The organism is Caballeronia sp. M23-90 (genome assembly GCF_053574605.1).
In genome coordinates this window covers 1-16345 of record NZ_JBSIPA010000106.1, presented here as the reverse complement: position 1 = coordinate 16345, position 16345 = coordinate 1, and the positions used below count along the sequence as shown (strand labels likewise).

Here is a 16345-nt window from a genome sequence, read left to right as displayed (position 1 = left end):
TCTGACCGGCTGCGTGACCGGCGCGGTGACGGTGGGCTGGCGCATTCCGTCGTTCATCGTGTCGCTCGGCGTGCTCGAAGCGGCGCGCGGTCTTGCCTACCAATTGACGAACTCGCGTACGGCCTACATTGGCGATGCGTTCGACTTCCTGTCCAATCCGATCGCTTTCGGTATTTCGCCGTCGTTCCTGATTGCAATCGCCGTGATGATCGTCGCACAACTCGTGTTGACACGCACCGTGTTCGGCCGATATCTGGTCGGGATCGGTACGAACGAAGAAGCGGTGCGGCTCGCAGGTGTCAATCCGCGGCCCTACAAGGTCATCGTGTTTGGGTTGATGGGACTGCTGTCCGGCCTGGCCGCCCTGTTCCAGATCTCGCGCCTCGAAGCCGCCGATCCTAACGCGGGATCGGGTATCGAACTGCAAGTAATCGCGGCGGTGGTTATCGGCGGAACGAGCTTGATGGGTGGCCGCGGTTCGGTCATCAGCACGTTCTTTGGCGTCCTGATCATTTCCGTGCTTGCGGCGGGTCTGGCGCAGATCGGCGCGAACGAACCGACCAAGCGGATCATCACCGGCGCGGTGATTGTCGTCGCTGTCGTGCTGGATACGTACCGCAGCAAGCGCCGCGTCATCTGAGCCCGGCTTGATTAAAAAAACGCTTCGGTGAGCAAGCGCTAAACGCTTCATTATTACGGGCGTATGCGTGCATGTCAGGCGTCTCAAAGACGCCGCCACGCATACACCAGCAGGAGAAAGACATGTCCAAAGATACGAAACAAGGCCTGGTCCTGATTGTCGGCAGCATCAATACCGATCTGGTCGCACGCTCCCCTCACCTGCCACGTCCGGGCGAAACCATCGGCGGACACGAGTTCTCCGAGCACTCCGGCGGCAAAGGCGGCAACCAGGCGGTCGCGGCCGCTCGCATCGGCGGACGCGTTGCGATGGCCGGTTGCGTTGGCGCCGATGGCAACGGCAAAGTCCGGCTTGCTGGGCTCGAAGTGGAAGGCATCGATTGCGGTGCGATCGAGATCGACCCGTCGCTGCCGACCGGTGTAGCCATGGTGACAGTAGCCGACGATGGCCAGAACACCATCGTGGTCGTGGCCGGCAGCAACGGGCAGGTGACGCCCGAGATGGTCAAGCGGCACGAAGCAGTCATCAAATCAGCCGACGTCGTGGTCTGCCAGCTCGAGATCCCCTGGGACTCGGTGTATGCAACGCTGGTGACGGCCAAGCGATTCGGCAAGCTGACGGTGTTGAATCCGGCGCCCGCAACCGGCCCGCTGCCCGCCGACTGGCTGCCACTCGTCGATTATCTGGTTCCGAACGAGGTCGAAGCCGCGATCCTTGCCGGCTTGCCGGTCGAATCGCAAAGCGGCGCACGGCGCGCGGCCAAGGAATTGCAGCGCGCGGGTGCTCGCAACGTGATCGTGACGCTGGGTTCGCAAGGTGCGTACTTGTTGCCCGAAGGCGGCGAAGGTACGCACTTCTCCGCGCCCAAGGTCGACGCAGTCGACACGACCGCCGCAGGCGATACCTTTATTGGCGTGTTCGCCGCGCAGCTTGCAGCGCGTCAGCCGCTGGAAGCTGCGATCGATCTTGCCCAGCGCGCCGCTGCCATTTCGGTAACGCGCGCAGGCGCGCAACCGTCGATCCCCACGCGCCAGGAAGTCGATAGCGCGGCCTGATTTTTTCCGGCTGTGGTCACAGCCGGAAGCGTCCCGCCTGCTTTCGCGGGCGGCCCACGCAAAGCTGCCGCATGGCGCCATGTTGCAGTCGTTGTTCGTTATCCACCAACTCGAATGGGAACAGCAATGCACTCAAGATCTATAGCAATCCTCATGAGCTCCATGGTCCTCGCCGCGTGCGGCGGCAGCGACAGCAATTCCAACTCGTCAGCCTTGGCCAATGCGCCCAAGGTCATCATGGATTCGGATTTCAACACCATGGGCGACGACGGCCAGCTTTTCGCCATGACCACGCAATTGATGGCGCAAGGCAAGGTCAACCTGCTGGGCCTGACGGTCGTCACGGGCAACGACTGGCTGCTTCAGGAACAGGCCGATGCACTCAAGGCAGTCGAACGCATGGGCGTGCAAAACACCGTAGGCGTATACGCAGGCGCGGACTATCCGCTGCAGTACAACGTAGCGAGCATTCGCGCCCAACAGGCGGCAAATCCGAATGGTTACTTCGGCGCGTGGATGCGAGCGGAGCCCACTCAGGCTTCGCAGTTGGTCGCGCCACCGGACGGCTTCGCAACGAGCACGAAGCTGCAAGCGGAAAACGCGTCCGACTTCATGATCGATACGATCAAGAAGTATCCGAATCAAGTCACCATTCTCGAAGTGGGACCGCCGACCAATCTTGCGCTTGCATTGCAGAAGGCGCCGGAGATCGCGCCGTTGATCAAGCAGATCGTCTATATGGGTGGCGCGATGGCCGTAGCGGGCAACGCCAACGCGGTAGGCGAATTGAACTGGTGGTTCGATCCGCTCGCGGTGCGCACGGTATTGCAGACGACGATTCCGCAAACGGTGATTCCGCTGGATGTCACCAATACCGTTCCGCTCACGGAAAGCGTCTACGACCAGATCGCCAACAATCCGAGCAAGCAGACCGCCGTGACGAAGGCCTATGCAATCGCCAATGCAAACGCGTTCAGCACGAACACTGATATCTTCGATACCCTGACGATCGCTTATTTCACGGACCCGACTTACGCGACGCAGACGAAGAGCGCCTACCTCGACATCGATACAAGCAACGGCGAGACGCAAGGTCAGGTCAAGGTCTACCAGACCCCGACCACAGGCGCATCTCCGCAAAAGATCGCATACGTGACGCAGTTCGACAACAACCGGTTCTTCAGCCTTTACGTCGACCTGCTGACGCGTCCTGTTCCGGTGACGCTGCCCTGATCGACTGGAACCGAGTGGCCGCCTGACACCGCTATGCGTGTTCAGGCTGGCCTATCGCACGCGGCGAACGAGCGCGCTTATACGTGTTACGCAAATAAGCGCACAGCGGCTTTTCTATGGTCAGGAAACAAACAATCGATACAGCAGCCAGGCCGGCCAGAAACGCCGCGAATTGTGCAGGCGACGTCGCGATGTTGGGGAACACCATCTTCGCGTATCTGAACATCGGTACGTGCAGTATGTAGAACGCGAAGCTCGCTTCGCCCAGCAAGACCATGGGCTTGCTGCCCAGCAGCCCGCTGAGCGGTCCCTTGGCGCATGCCAGGCAATAGAGCAGCAGCATGAAGGCGGGGAAAAGCAGCACCTTCGCACTCAGATGATTCGCCACGATGATCACGGTAATCGCCGCAAACAAAGCGCCGAGCGCGCCAAGATCAAAGCGCAGCGATTTCTCCTTTGTGCTGCTCAGGAAAAGTCGCGCAAGACAAATTCCCGCGATAAATTCTCCTATCCGCAGTATCGGCAAAAAATTGACCAGTTCTCGTGACCAGAACTCGTTTTTCAGCGAAGGCGGCAAGAATGAAAGCGCCATCGTCGGCATCACCGAACCCGCCCAGCATACGGCGATCATTGCCGAAAGCGCTGCAAGACGCCGGTTCTTTAGATACGTGAAGAGGAACGGAAAAGCCGCGTAAAACACGGCCTCCGCGGACAGCGACCATCCCGGCGTATTCCATGCATTGGCTGTGTTGGTGGTCCACGCTTGCAGGAGCGTAAGCGACATGAAGCCGTAAAACGCCAGCCGGACATAAGTGCCCGCACCGTGTCCATGCAGCGCGACGAGATTCGAATAGATCAGCGGCGCGAACACGATCCAGCCCAGCAAGTAGATCGGATAAATTTTCGCGAACCGGGAAAAATAGAATTGCCGGATGGCAGGTCGTTCCGCACCGTTTACTTCAGGGTGCGTGTAGGTCAGGATGAATCCCGAAAGGATGAAAAACAGCTCCACGGGATCGCCCGCATTTTCATAAAAATGCAGGGTCGGGATTCCCGAGGTCGCGGCCACCCTATCCGACAAGTGGTACAGCGCAACACTCAATGCCGCGAGAAAGCGAACGCCGGTCAACGCGGGAATCAATGGCCTTCTTGCGACTGTTGTCATCGTTCCATAGGGTGCGCCGCGTGCCCCAGCCCGCTTGGCGACCCTATGGTGCCCGCTAAATAAATCGAAAATTAATGCGAAAGCGCGGGTTTTGGCGAAAATAAAACGCGCTTGATACGCGAATGCTTATTTTGCGAACACCTGGCCCTGATCTTCAAACGCCTTGAATTCCAGCGCGTTTCCCCCGCATGGATCGAGGAAAAACATGGTGGCCTGTTCGCCGGGCAAACCCTGGAAACGGATCTGCGGTTCAATGATGAACTTGACGTCCTGCGCGCGAAGCCGCTCGGCCAGCGCCTTCCATTCGCGCATTGGCAAGATGGCGCCGAAATGGCGGACGGGCACGTCGTGGCCATCGACTTCGCTCGTTGACTTGTGGCCGGTCTCTTCCGGCGAAAGATGCGCGACGATCTGATGCCCGTAGAAATCGAAGTCTACCCAGCTCTCCGAGCTCCGCCCTTCGGGGCAGCCCAGCAATTCGCCGTAGAACTCCCGGGCCTTCGAGATACTGTTGACGGGGAATGCGAGGTGGAACAACGCGGTTGTGGTCATTGAACGCCTTGGGGGTGGTTATTCAGAACTTGAGCAATGTTGATGATGCTAAGATAAAGAATATCGAATGAGAAACGCATATTTTAAGGTCTAAGCATCAATTATTTTCATCATGCTCCGCTACCTCGCCACCTTCCTCACCGCCGCCGAAACAGGCTCGTTTTCCAGTGCCGGCGAACGGCTGGGCCTGACGCAATCGGCGGTCAGCATGCAGATCAAGCGGCTGGAATCAGATCTCGGGTGCCTGCTGTTCGAGCGCAGCGGGAAAGCGGTGCAATTGAGTGAACGTGGGCGGGCGCTCGTTAGTCACGCACGCGACCTGGTTGCGCGCTATGACGACATGAAGGCGGGCGCGGCGCCACAGGTATCGACAATCAATCTCGGCGCCATTTCCACCGTTCAATCCGGCCTGCTTCCCAAGGCCTTGGGAGGCTTTTTTGAGAGTTGCCCGGCGACGCAGATTCAGATCACTCCGGGCACGTCCATTCAATTGCTGGCGCAAGTCGACGCGGGCGAACTCGACATCGCGGCCATGATCAAGCCGAATTTCGGCATTCCCGCCAACCTTGTCTGGATTCCATTACTGGACGATGTCTACGTTGCCGTAGCGCCAAAGGCGGCCATGGGATCGCTAAGAGAGTGGGCGCTCGATCTGCCGTTTATTCGCTACGACCGACGCTCCTATGGCGGCGGCCTCGTCAATACGTTCTTGCGGCGACAAAAACTGATGGTGCGAGAGGGAATCGAACTCGATGAACCCGCGGTGATTGCGCAGATGGTCGCGGAAGGTTTGGGCTGGTCCGTCGTGCCGGGTGATTTGCTGATGCTCCGAGGTATGTCTTCAGTGCAGCGCCTGACGCTCCCGGGCCAGCCGGTAAGCCGCAAGCTCGGCCTGCTGGTGAGGAAAGCCGTGATGGAGCGGGCGACGACGCGAGCGCTTGTCGAGAACCTTCAGAACGAAGCGCGGATGCGCCGGTCCGATGCAGCAAAAATGGACGATGCACCTGTCGCGTCTCGTCAGGGCGTCACAGCGCGTCGGCCCAGAATAAATCGGGCTGACGCGTAGTTACAGCGGGTCCACGACAACGCTTGCTCAAGCATCTCGCCACGTGGGGCGGCGCGCGGTCTTCGCTTGCGTTGAAGGAATAAGTCCGTGTCACGGGTGTTATCAAGGGGGTACGCCTTCCCAACATTCTGACGAACGCCCCACATGAAATTCAGCGACCTGTCCTCCCCCGCTTTCTTCGAGAATCCTTACCCGTTCTACGAGCAGCTTCGCGCCGAAGGCGCGCTCGTTCCGCTTGCGCCCAACGTGGTGCTGACGGGCCGCTTCGCGATCATCGAAGCGCTGCTTCACGACCGGCGCATGGGCAAGACCTATATGCAGAGCGTTGCCGCACGATACGGCGAAAGCGGACGCGACCAGCCTGTGTTCCAGGCGCTCAGCCGCATGTTCCTGATGATGAATCCGCCCATGCACACGCGCCTGCGCAGCCTGTTGATGAAAGCTTTCAACGCACGCCAGATCGACCTGCTACGAGAGATCGCGCAAAGCACGGCGGATAATCTGATCGCCGCGCTCAAGCCCGGTGTGGAATTCGATCTGGTCAGCGATTATCTGTTGCCGCTGCCCGTGAATATCATTTGCCGCCTGCTCGACGTACCCGTGCAAGACGGCGTGAGGCTGGGCTCAGCGGCGAGTCACCTGGGCAATGCGCTAGACAGCGCGCCCATGGACGCCGAGCGCCTCGCCGCGGCAAACGAAGCGACCCTCACCCTGCAGCGCTATTTCGCGGGCGTCGTCGAACAAAGGCGCTTGAAACCGGGCGGCGACCTCATCTCCGCACTGGTCCGTGCAGAGGAAGCAGGTGAATCCCTCAACGACGATGAAATCATATCGAACGTGTTGCTGCTTTTTGTGGCCGGGCACGAGACGACATCGAACATGCTGGGAAATGCGTTGATTGCGCTGCATCGTCAGCCGCAGCAGCTTGAGTTGCTGCAACGCGATCCATCGCTGGTTTCCAGGGCTGTCAGCGAATGCCTGCGCTTCGACAGTTCGGTGCAGATGATCGTGCGTACTGCGCTTGAAGACGTGGAAGTGGAAGGCGTAGCGCTTGCACGCGGCACCATCGTGTTCATGATGGTGGGTTCGGCCAATCGTGATCCTGGGCAATATAGCCAACCTGATCAACTGGATATCGAGCGTCCGCTTCAAGGCAAGTTGCTGTCGTTCGCCGCGGGTATTCATCACTGTCTCGGCGCAAGACTCGCTACGCTCGAACTGGAAATTGGGCTGGGCACGCTTGTCTCTCGGCTGCCGGATTTGCGCATCCCCAATCTCGACGCGCTGCAATGGCGGCAACGCAATACCCTTCGCGGCGTGGAATCATTAAAGGCTAGTTACTAAAGAGAATGCGCTATTTCCCCATTACAGGAAAATAGCGCATCGCAAGCGCCAAGAACACGACGCGTGCTCAACGATGTCCCGTTCCTCCATGTCCATACATATGACCGCCGCCGTGAAAACCACCGGCGTAACCACCGCGTACGTGATAGTGGTTCATCTGGTTGAAATGGCTGTATCGATGGAAATGGTGGAAACGGTCAACAAAAATAAAGCCGACGCCCACACCGATAAACAAGGGTGGCCCCAAATACCACGGGTCCGCGTAAGGATAATCAGCTATCGGGTAGGTCAGCACGCTTCCGTCATCGCTCTGGACAATGCGCCACGTGCCATCGCTTTGCAGACATGCCCTTCCGACGATTTGCTGCATCGTGCCGTCTATCTCCGCCTGCCCGGCGATGGCGCGGCAGTTGGATTGCGCATCGGACGAAATCGAGTCGTCGTAACCTTGCGCAAAGAGCGGCGCCGACGCCGCAAAACCCGTGCACATGAATACAGCATGAACCATCCTGCGGCAAAACGCTTTACGCATGATCGTTGTCTCCAGCAATGATGCCGGCGGGTAACGCGCAGCTCCGCAAGCGCCTCGATGACGCTTTGGCGAATGCTGCTCGTGCCGGGCTTACATGGATTAAACGGGCGACCGCGCTTTATTATTCCGGACGTATCTCACACAACATTACACGCTTGTGGCATTGGCCACCGAACGGGCCATGATCGCCGCAGCGCCAAGGTAATTCGCCGGGTCCGTGAGTTCACGCAGGCGCGCTTCGCCGAATGCACCGCGTATCCCGGAGTCCTCCATCAGCACATCAAAAAGCGTGCGGTTGTTTTCAATCGCGATGCGGCACGCGTCGTACACCACGTCGTGCGCATGCTGCCGGCCAATGCTTGGCGCGAGGCCCATCATCACCGCTTCCGCCACGATCAAACCGCCCGTCAGGTCCAGGTTCTTTCGCATCTTCGCGGCATCGACCACCAGTCCACGCAACATGAAGTTCGCCTGATGCAACGCGCTGGCGCAAAGCAGGAAACTTTCGGGTACCGCGCTCCATTCGAGATGCCACGGACCGGTTGCGCGTTCGAAGTCGTGCATCATGCCGTCAAGCATCAACGCGGCGCGTTCACGCAGCATCTTTGCGGCCGCGAACATCAACTCGCTGGATATGGGATTACGCTTTTGCGGCATGGTTGAACTTGCACCGCGTCCCGGCACGAAGGGCTCGGCCACTTCGCCGAATTCGGACGCGGCCATCATCATCACGTCGAGCGCGATCTTTCCGAGCGATCCACCAATGCTCGCGAGCAGCGATACCAGTTCGCACAAGCCATCGCGTGCGACATGCCAGGTGATCTCCGGATCGCGAAGATTCAATTCGGCCGCAAACAAGCGACGCGTTTCGAGCGCCCGCTCGGGATCGTTAAGCGATGCCAGCGTGCCCGCCGCGCCGCCGAACTGCACCATCAGCGCCCGCGGTTTTGCTTGCGCAAGACGCTCGGCGTGACGGTTCAATGCTGACAGCCATACCGCTGCGCGAAAGCCGAAGGTGACAGGCAGCGCATGTTGCAGATGCGTGCGGCCGGCCGTCACCGTGTCGGCATGCTCGTTCGCGAGATCGCGCAATGCGCCGCGCACTTCGTCGAGCTGACGTTCAATGATGGCCACGCCTTGCGCGCATTGCAGCATGGTCGCGGTGTCCATGATGTCCTGCGTGGTCGCGCCCCAATGCAGATAACCGCCCGCGTCACCGCACATTTCACTGACTTGCTTGACGAGCGGCAGGATCGGGTATCCGACGATCTCCGTTTCGTGGCGCAACGCTTCCAGATCAAGCCGTGAAAAGTCGGCGCGCGCAGTAATGTCTCGCGCGGCTTCTGCGGGAATCAGACCGGCTTTGGCCTGCGCACGAGCAAGCGCCGTTTCTGCATCGATACAAAGCGCAAGGTATGCGATATCCGAAAACACGTCGCGCATTTCGGGCGTGCCGAACATGTCGCGAAAGAGAGCAGAGTCGAATACGGTGGTAGACATCAGGGTTCCTTTTAATGATCCAGGCGCGCGAGCCACGGTCGCAGCGCTTCTTTTTCTTCGAGTCCGAAGCCGGCTGCGTCAGTCGGGCGCACGAGTCCGCCGCCCACGCCGCAACCCGCCGGATATCCGCCAAACGGCTGGAATACGCCGGGATACGCTTCGCATCCACCGAGCTCGAGCCCCACTGCAATGTGCAAGTTGATCAGGTGACCGCCATGCGGGAACGCTTCAGCGCGGTCAAATCCATGGCTTTCCATCACTTCGATCATGCGTGCGTATTCAGTCAGTCCATAAGCAAGCCCGGGATCCATCTGAAAGATGTCCTTGCCCTTTCGCATGCCGCCAAAACGCAGCAGGTTCCGCACGTCCGGCACGGAAAACAGATTCTCGCCAGTCGCGATACGTCCTTCATAGACTTGCGCAACTTGACTGTTCAATTCGTAGTCGAGCGGATCGCCGATCTCTTCGTACCAGCGCAAATCGTACGGCGCGATGGCCTTTGCATATGCGAGCGCCGTGTCGAGATCGAAGCGTCCGTTGGCATCGACTGCAAGACGTTGTCCCTCTCCCGCGACCGTCAATGCGGCCTCTATGCGAACCATGTCCTGAGCAAGCGTCGCACCGCCTATCTTCATCTTGAATGCATCGAAACCGAGTTCGCGATAACCGCGGAATTCATCGGCGAGACGCTGCGTGCTTTCTTCCGGGTAGTAGTAACCGCCCGCCGCGTACACATTCACGCCTTCACGCTTGCCTTGCCGCCCGAAATGCCGCGCGATGGTGACATACGCGGGTTCATCGGCGAGCTTGGCGTTCAAGTCCCACACCGCCAGTTCGATCGCACCGGCGGCCGCCGCGCGGTCACCGTGTCCTCCGGGCTTCTCGTTGCGGAGGATGGTTTGCAGGACCCTGGCGGCATCGAAGTGCTCGCCTGTGGCGTCGAGCAGGGACTCGGGCGCCGCAGCCGCTGCTGTCTTCAGGCGCGGGATCATCCGGTCGCGCAGGATGCCGCCTTGCGCGTATCGGCCGATGGAATCGAATGCGTAGCCGGTGACCGGCCGGCCATTACGGATCACATCCGTTTCCAGCGCGACCAGCGACACGTCGTGCTCGGCGAAGCTGACGAGCGCGTTCGCTACGTTTCCTTCCAGCGGGACGGAGATTTCCCTTATCGCGGTAATGCGCATGAATGTTTCCTCGATTTAGCTTCAGATAACCTTGCCGGCGCTCGATCCAAACACGCGCGTGTACTCGCTGCGCGCAGCGCTTTCATCGAATTCGCCCGTGGACTTTGCAATGACGAGCGTCGCCACGCTGTTGCCCATTGAGTTGCAGATCGAAACCGCTTGCGATGTGAACCGGTTGATCCCGAACAGGATGGGCAATCCTTCTATAGGCAAGAGGCCCGATGCGGTGACCGTCGCTGCAAACACGATGAACGTGCCGCCCGAAACGGTCGCCGCCCCCTTGGATGTCAGCAACATCAGCAACAGCAACCCGAACTGCTGGTGCAGGTCGAGCGGCACGCCATACGCATTCGCGAGGAACATCACGCATAGCGACATGTACACGGCCGTGCCGTCGAGATTGAACGCGTAACCTGTCGGCAAGACCATTCCGACCGACTGGCGCGAACAGCCGAGTTTCTCGAGTTTTTCGAAGAGCCGCGGCAATGCGCTTTCTGAAGAAGCCGTGGCGAACAACAAAAAGATCTCTTCCTTGAAGTAACGCAGGAAACGGAACACGTTGAAGCCGTAGAGCCGCAACACGAGGCCGAGCACGACGACCACGAAAAACGCGAGCGACAGATACATCACGATCAGCAAATAGCCGAGCGAGATCACCGCGCTCATGCCGCTGCTGCCGATCGCAAACGCGATCGAACCGAATGCGCCGAGCGGGGCGAACTTCATGATCACATCGACGAACTTGAAAAAGCAGTCGGACATCCGCGATAACGCATGCTCAACGCTTGCGCGCTGCTCGGTGTTCAGCATGAGCACGGCGGCGCCAAAGCCAATGGAGATCACCAGGACTTGCAGCAGCGAACCGTTGGCAAACGCGCCGACGAAGTTGTCGGGGAAGAGCGTCAACAGGAAATGCTCGAACGACACGTGTGCAGCCTTGCCATACGTCTCGTGCGCGGCCGCTGCAGCTTCCGGGCTCTGCACAAGATGCATGCCCGCGCCGACACCGGAGAGATTCGCAATCACCATGCTGATGATGAGCGCGATGGTCGAGACGATCTCGAAGTAGATCAGTGCACGCAAACCGATCCGTCCGACGTTCTTCAGGTCGCCGGCCGCCGCAATGCCGAGCACGACGTTCAGAAACACGAGCGGCGCAACGATCATCTTGATGAGCCGCAGGAAGATATCGCCGAGGATTTTCATCTGCACGGCGAGATGCGGCGCGATAAAACCCAGCGCGAGACCAAGCACGATGCCCACGACAATCTGAAACCCCAGCCGCGCATAGAACGGCTGACGAGGTTTCGCGCTCGCGGCCTCACTGTCCGTGGGGTGCGACACATTCGTTTGAACAGCCATTTCGGTCTCCGTTTTTTCGTGCGGATCGTGGCGCTCGGACATATCACGACGATCCGCTTATAAGTCCGTACATTTTCAATATGTACGGACTATATTGGCGTAAGTGGAAACACGTCAATTTCGGGTTTACGCGAATGACCGTCCGGATCTGTGCGTTCTCAACTGCGCTGCCTTGGCAACCCGCCGCGCACCAAGATACGATGTCGCGCTCGGCTTCCCCAGGCCATGCTTTGAACAATAGTAATTACAGGAAAGGTTTATGAAACCGCGCTATGTCGAACTGGCAGATCAATTGATCGAAGCGATCGGCAATGGGACGTTCGCTGTCGGCGCGGCGTTACCGAGTGAAATGGACCTCTCCGCGCAGTACGGCGTCAGCCGCGCGACCGTGCGCTCGGCGCTGCAGAAGGTGCAGGATCTCGGTCTCATCTCGCGACGCAAGCGCGCGGGTATTCGCGTCGAAGCTTCGAAGCCGCGCGTGGCGTTCGAACAGTCGATGTCGAATGTCGAAGACCTGATGCAGTTTGCGGTGGTTACTGAGCGGCACGTCCAGTCTATCGGCGAGATCTCGGCAAGTCCTTCGCTTGCCGCGCATATCGGTGTGGAAGTGGGCTCGCGATGGTTGCGCATCGAAATGTTGCGGGTCGACCCCGCCAAACCGGAGCAGCCGATCTGCTGGACCGAGGTCTATCTGGATCCGGTCGCCGGTGCTGCGATCAGGCGCGAGTTACGCAAGAACACCGGGTTGATCTGCGAGATGGTCGAGGAGCGCTGTGGACGCGCGGTCCGCGAAGTGCGCCAGGAGATTCGCGCGGTCGGCGTGCCCGAAAGGGTTGCCGGAACGCTTGCCGTCGCGGCGGATTCGCACGCGCTCGAGATCGTGCGTCATTACGTCGATCAGCGTGAATTAGTGTTCGAAGCGACCATCAGTGTATTTCCCGCCGACCGGTTCACCTACGCATTACGGCTGACGCGTCACGACTGAACACGCGACGCGACAACCCTGCGCCGGGATCGGAAGGTCTGATACTTCCGCCGATACATCCCATCACCCGCACCGGCGCGGGAGGTCTTTGCCCGGGACCCTCTTCTCACCAAAAGCATGCGACGCAATCCATCCGCGGCATAGCGTTTGCTCAACACTGGACGCACCTGCATTGCACGGACGGGACATCTGATCGCTTCGGCGTCTGCTCTTGTCTCAAACGGTGTGCAAGCCGATGAGATCCAGACGCCGCGGTATAGGACGAACCGGAAGTGGGCGTGAGGATGACCGGGAGCGATCTTGCAGATCGCCTTCGGGCCGTTCTGTTTGAGCCTTTTAATGACAGAACCAATCTGCGGACAGGACACGTCCGCCAACAGGAAACCATGAACGTCTTTTCAATTGTCCGCCGGGCATTCTGGTCCGGTTCAATGGCCGCGGCCACGTCTGCTGCCGTCGTGTCGCGCGAGGCCGTCAATAATGGGTCGAGCGCGATTGCACCCATCAACGCGGTTGCGCATTGCATATGGCCCGGCGAAGCAATGCTCGACGAGCGGCCAAGTTTTCGCCTCACCGGCGCAGGCGTTTTTATCCACTGGGGAAGCGGCGTATTCTGGGGCCTGGCATTCGAGGCATTGCTCGGACGCAAGGCTTCGCCGGCACGCATCGTCGGGACCGCTGCAGCGACGGCTGCGCTTGCGTACGTAGTCGATTATCACGTCGTGCCGGAACGCGTGACGCCCGGCTTTGAAGCGCATGTCCCGCAGCGCTCGTTCTTGCCGATCTATGCCGCGCTAGGCGCCGGCCTGGCGCTCGCTGCGTTTGTCGGACGATCGCGAGCCTGACTTGATCTGCCACTCGCGCTGGCGCCCGGCCATGATTGCGGCCCAAGGACATCATGCGTTTGACACATCAATCGATACAACAAATGAATTTGACGACTTACTTCTGAGCCGGTAGATTCGGGTTCACGCTAATTGTTATTTCTCGATTAGTGCGAGCACAGCCGGCTTTGCAACTTTGCGGCGGCCGCATGTCTCGAATTCACGGCTCTTTCGATGCACGCTCCATCCTCCCGCCCTGCCCCGGCAATCCCGCTCTTCCGGCTTGCAACGGTCACCGTGTTCACCGGCATCGGCGCCGGACTGGGCGGCATGGCACTCGCCCTTCTGCTCCACCTCATCCAGCATCTGGCGTACGGATACAGCGTCGCGCATCTGGTCGGACACGAAAGCTTCTACGAAGGCGTGGCCGCGGCATCAGCCGAGCGGCGCATTGCCGTATTGCTTGCATGCGGCGCGATCGCGGGATTCGGCTGGCTCGTGGTGTACCGATACGGCCGGCCGCTCGTCAGCATCAAGAAGGCGATCACGTCCGGAGATCCGCTCATGCCGCCCGTGACCACCACCGCGCATGCGCTTTTGCAGATCGTTACCGTGGCGCTCGGCTCGCCGCTCGGACGTGAAGTCGCGCCGCGCGAGATCGGTTCGCTGATAGCAGGCTGGCTGTCGCATTACGCCGGCCTGAGCTTGGAACAAACGCGCCTGATGGTGGCTTGCGGCGCAGGCGCCGGGCTTGCCGCGGTCTATAACGTGCCGCTTGGCGGCGCGATCTTCGTGCTCGAAGTCCTGCTCCGTTCGTTCGAGTTGCGCGTGGTGATTCCCGCGCTGGCCTCGTCCGTCATTGCCGCCGTTGTCGCGTGGCTGGGACTGGGCGACGAGTCGCAATACGTCGTCCCGCATTTCGCGCTGAGCGCGAATTTGGTCATATGGTCCATCGCGATGGGACCGGTGTTCGGCGTCGCTGCGTTCGCCTTCGTCCAGTTGACCGGTCGTGCACGCGCGGCCGCGCCGAAGGGGCGGACGTTGCCCGTTTTATCGATAGCCAACTTTCTTGTCGTCGGCCTGCTGGCAGTCTTGTTTCCGCAGATTCTCGGCAACGGCAAGACGCCCGCGCAACTGGGGTTCAGCAATGAGCTGACCATCGGACTCGCTGCGACGCTGCTGTTGATCAAGGTGGCCATCACCACGAGCAGCCTGCGGGCAGGCGCTCAAGGCGGTCTGCTGACGCCGGGCATGTCCAACGGGGCATTGCTCGCTATCGTGCTGGGCGGTGCATGGACGCTCATGTGGCCCGGCACCCCCATGGGCGCATTTGCGTTGGTGGGTGCGACGGCCTTCCTGGCTTCATCGATGAACATGCCGATCACCGCCCTCGTCCTCATGGTCGAATTCACGCGCATCGATCACGATTTCATCGTGCCGATGCTATGCGCTGTCGCCGGTTCGATTGCAGTCAACCGGCTGCTCGAAACGAAAATGAAAACGCGCGTGCGCGCAGCGTCGACAGTTGAGGTCGAAGCCGAACGTGCCTGAATAGCTTTTGACCCGACAGTACTCGCCGCATACGCCGGCCCGCATGCTCATGTGGCCGGCGTTCTGTTTTTTGGCGTCTGTGCTTGAGCGATGTCACCAAATGTGCCTTTACATTTTCGAATCTGTTCATTAGCATTCGAATTCGAACATTATCGGTTCGATAAGTTTTCTTTTATTGACAGATACTGGGAAACCACGGTGTCGGAACGCGGTCCGCCCCGAACCGATGGTTAAAACAAGAGGCCGTCAATATCGCCGGGAAGACTAGGCGATTCGTCCAGGAAAGTGGAGAAGACAATGCAGGAGCAATACATCCTCGCGCTCGATCAGGGCACGACAAGCTCACGCGCCATGGTGTTCGATCGCCAGGGAAGCGTGGTTTCAGTCGCGCAAAAGGAATTCGCGCAGATCTATCCCCAGCCGGGCTGGGTCGAACACGATCCGCAGGAAATCTGGTCCACGCAGGCAGGCGTTGCCGCGGAGGCCGTGACGCGTGCAGGGCTCAACGGGGCGTCGATTGCGTCTATCGGCATCACCAATCAGCGCGAGACGACCATTGTCTGGGACCGCGAAACGGGTCATCCGATCTATAACGCGATCGTATGGCAGGATCGCCGCACCGCCGATCTCTGCGATCAGCTCAAGGCGCAGGGTCTCGAAGAAAAGGTTCGCGCAAAGACCGGACTGCCGATCGATTCATATTTCTCGGCGACCAAGATCCGCTGGATCCTCGACAACGTGGAAGGCGCGCGCGAGAAAGCCCGGAACGGACGTCTGGCGTTTGGCACGGTGGATAGCTGGCTCGTCTGGAACTTCACCAAACACGCGCTGCATATCACCGATGTGACGAACGCATCGCGCACCATGCTGTTCAACATCCATACGCTCAAGTGGGACGACGAGCTGCTCGATGCACTTGATATTCCGCGCAGCATGTTGCCGGAGGTGCGGTCATCGTCGGAAGTCTATGGGCCGACGAAGACAACGATGTTTGCCTCGAAGATTCCGCTGGCCGGCATTGCCGGGGACCAGCACGCTGCCCTCTTCGGCCAGATGTGCACGCAGTCCGGCATGGTGAAGAACACTTACGGCACAGGCTGTTTCCTCGTGATGAACACGGGCGACAAACCCATCGAATCGAGCAACAACCTCGTCACGACCATTGCGTGGCAGATCGGCGACAAGGTCGACTACGCGCTGGAAGGCAGCATTTTCATCGGTGGCGCGGTGGTGCAGTGGCTGCGCGACGGCCTGGGCATCATCAAGACTGCGAAGGAAATCGAAACGCTCGCGCGCAGCGTCCCGCACAGCGACGGCGTGTATCTCGTGCCCGCATTCGCCGGCCTTGG

At 59.7% G+C, this 16345-nt stretch carries 15 protein-coding genes; 9 read left to right on the top strand and 6 right to left on the bottom strand.

Features of this window, described 5'->3' with window-relative positions:
- The 3 genes from ACRXB1_RS13365 to ACRXB1_RS13355 form a co-directional block, all read left to right on the top strand.
- A partial coding sequence (locus ACRXB1_RS13365; protein ID WP_449492260.1) for an ABC transporter permease occupies positions 1-640 on the top strand: 640 nt, incomplete at its 5' end.
- Between the two features lie 122 nt (positions 641-762).
- Entirely contained in the window at positions 763-1695 is a 933-nt protein-coding gene (gene rbsK, locus ACRXB1_RS13360) for a ribokinase (protein WP_086381013.1), read from the top strand.
- Positions 1696-1848: 153 nt separating this feature from the next.
- Positions 1849-2928, top strand: coding sequence for a nucleoside hydrolase (locus tag ACRXB1_RS13355; RefSeq protein WP_236873628.1), 1080 nt, complete (start codon positions 1849-1851; stop codon positions 2926-2928).
- Positions 2929-2959: 31 nt separating this feature from the next.
- Here ACRXB1_RS13355 and ACRXB1_RS13350 read toward each other — a convergent pair whose 3' ends face one another.
- Together ACRXB1_RS13350 and ACRXB1_RS13345 are read right to left on the bottom strand one after the other, a co-directional pair.
- Complete coding sequence (locus ACRXB1_RS13350; RefSeq protein WP_449492259.1) at positions 2960-4093, bottom strand: acyltransferase family protein; 1134 nt, start codon at positions 4091-4093, stop codon at positions 2960-2962.
- Between the two features lie 126 nt (positions 4094-4219).
- Positions 4220-4645, bottom strand: coding sequence for a VOC family protein (locus ACRXB1_RS13345; protein WP_062002046.1), 426 nt, complete (start codon positions 4643-4645; stop codon positions 4220-4222).
- Between the two features lie 112 nt (positions 4646-4757).
- On the opposite strand from ACRXB1_RS13345, the gene ACRXB1_RS13340 reads away from it, so the two are divergent.
- Positions 4758-5711 carry a LysR family transcriptional regulator gene (locus ACRXB1_RS13340; RefSeq protein WP_449492258.1) on the top strand — a complete coding sequence of 318 codons (954 nt, stop codon included), beginning with the start codon at positions 4758-4760 and terminating at the stop codon, positions 5709-5711.
- A 144-nt stretch (positions 5712-5855) separates the two neighbouring features.
- Positions 5856-7055, top strand: a complete 1200-nt coding sequence (locus tag ACRXB1_RS13335; RefSeq protein WP_449492257.1) for a cytochrome P450 — start codon at positions 5856-5858, stop codon at positions 7053-7055.
- Positions 7056-7122: 67 nt separating this feature from the next.
- On the opposite strand, the gene ACRXB1_RS13330 is transcribed toward ACRXB1_RS13335, so the two are convergent.
- The 4 genes from ACRXB1_RS13330 to ACRXB1_RS13315 all read right to left on the bottom strand — a co-directional run bounded on the left by ACRXB1_RS13330 (position 7123) and on the right by ACRXB1_RS13315 (position 11636).
- Positions 7123-7587, bottom strand: coding sequence for a hypothetical protein (locus ACRXB1_RS13330; RefSeq protein WP_256927606.1), 465 nt, complete (start codon positions 7585-7587; stop codon positions 7123-7125).
- Positions 7588-7734: 147 nt separating this feature from the next.
- Positions 7735-9087, bottom strand: a complete 1353-nt coding sequence (locus ACRXB1_RS13325; protein ID WP_449492256.1) for a class-II fumarase/aspartase family protein — start codon at positions 9085-9087, stop codon at positions 7735-7737.
- 11 nt (positions 9088-9098) lie between these two features.
- A complete protein-coding gene (locus ACRXB1_RS13320) occupies positions 9099-10274 on the bottom strand; it encodes an enolase C-terminal domain-like protein (RefSeq protein WP_062002050.1) in 1176 nt (391 codons plus the stop codon).
- A gap of 21 nt (positions 10275-10295) precedes the next feature.
- Positions 10296-11636, bottom strand: a complete 1341-nt coding sequence (locus tag ACRXB1_RS13315) for a cation:dicarboxylate symporter family transporter (RefSeq protein WP_449492255.1) — start codon at positions 11634-11636, stop codon at positions 10296-10298.
- Between the two features lie 259 nt (positions 11637-11895).
- On the opposite strand from ACRXB1_RS13315, the gene ACRXB1_RS13310 reads away from it, so the two are divergent.
- The 4 genes from ACRXB1_RS13310 to ACRXB1_RS13295 form a co-directional block, all read left to right on the top strand.
- On the top strand, positions 11896-12621 hold the full coding sequence (locus tag ACRXB1_RS13310) for a GntR family transcriptional regulator (protein ID WP_449492254.1): 726 nt from the start codon (positions 11896-11898) through the stop codon (positions 12619-12621).
- A gap of 386 nt (positions 12622-13007) precedes the next feature.
- On the top strand, positions 13008-13466 hold the full coding sequence (locus tag ACRXB1_RS13305) for a hypothetical protein (protein WP_174363901.1): 459 nt from the start codon (positions 13008-13010) through the stop codon (positions 13464-13466).
- A 213-nt stretch (positions 13467-13679) separates the two neighbouring features.
- On the top strand, positions 13680-14996 hold the full coding sequence (locus ACRXB1_RS13300; RefSeq protein ID WP_449492253.1) for a chloride channel protein: 1317 nt from the start codon (positions 13680-13682) through the stop codon (positions 14994-14996).
- Positions 14997-15293: 297 nt separating this feature from the next.
- Positions 15294-16345: FGGY family carbohydrate kinase (locus tag ACRXB1_RS13295; protein WP_449492252.1), on the top strand; the 1052-nt coding region annotated here is incomplete at its 3' end.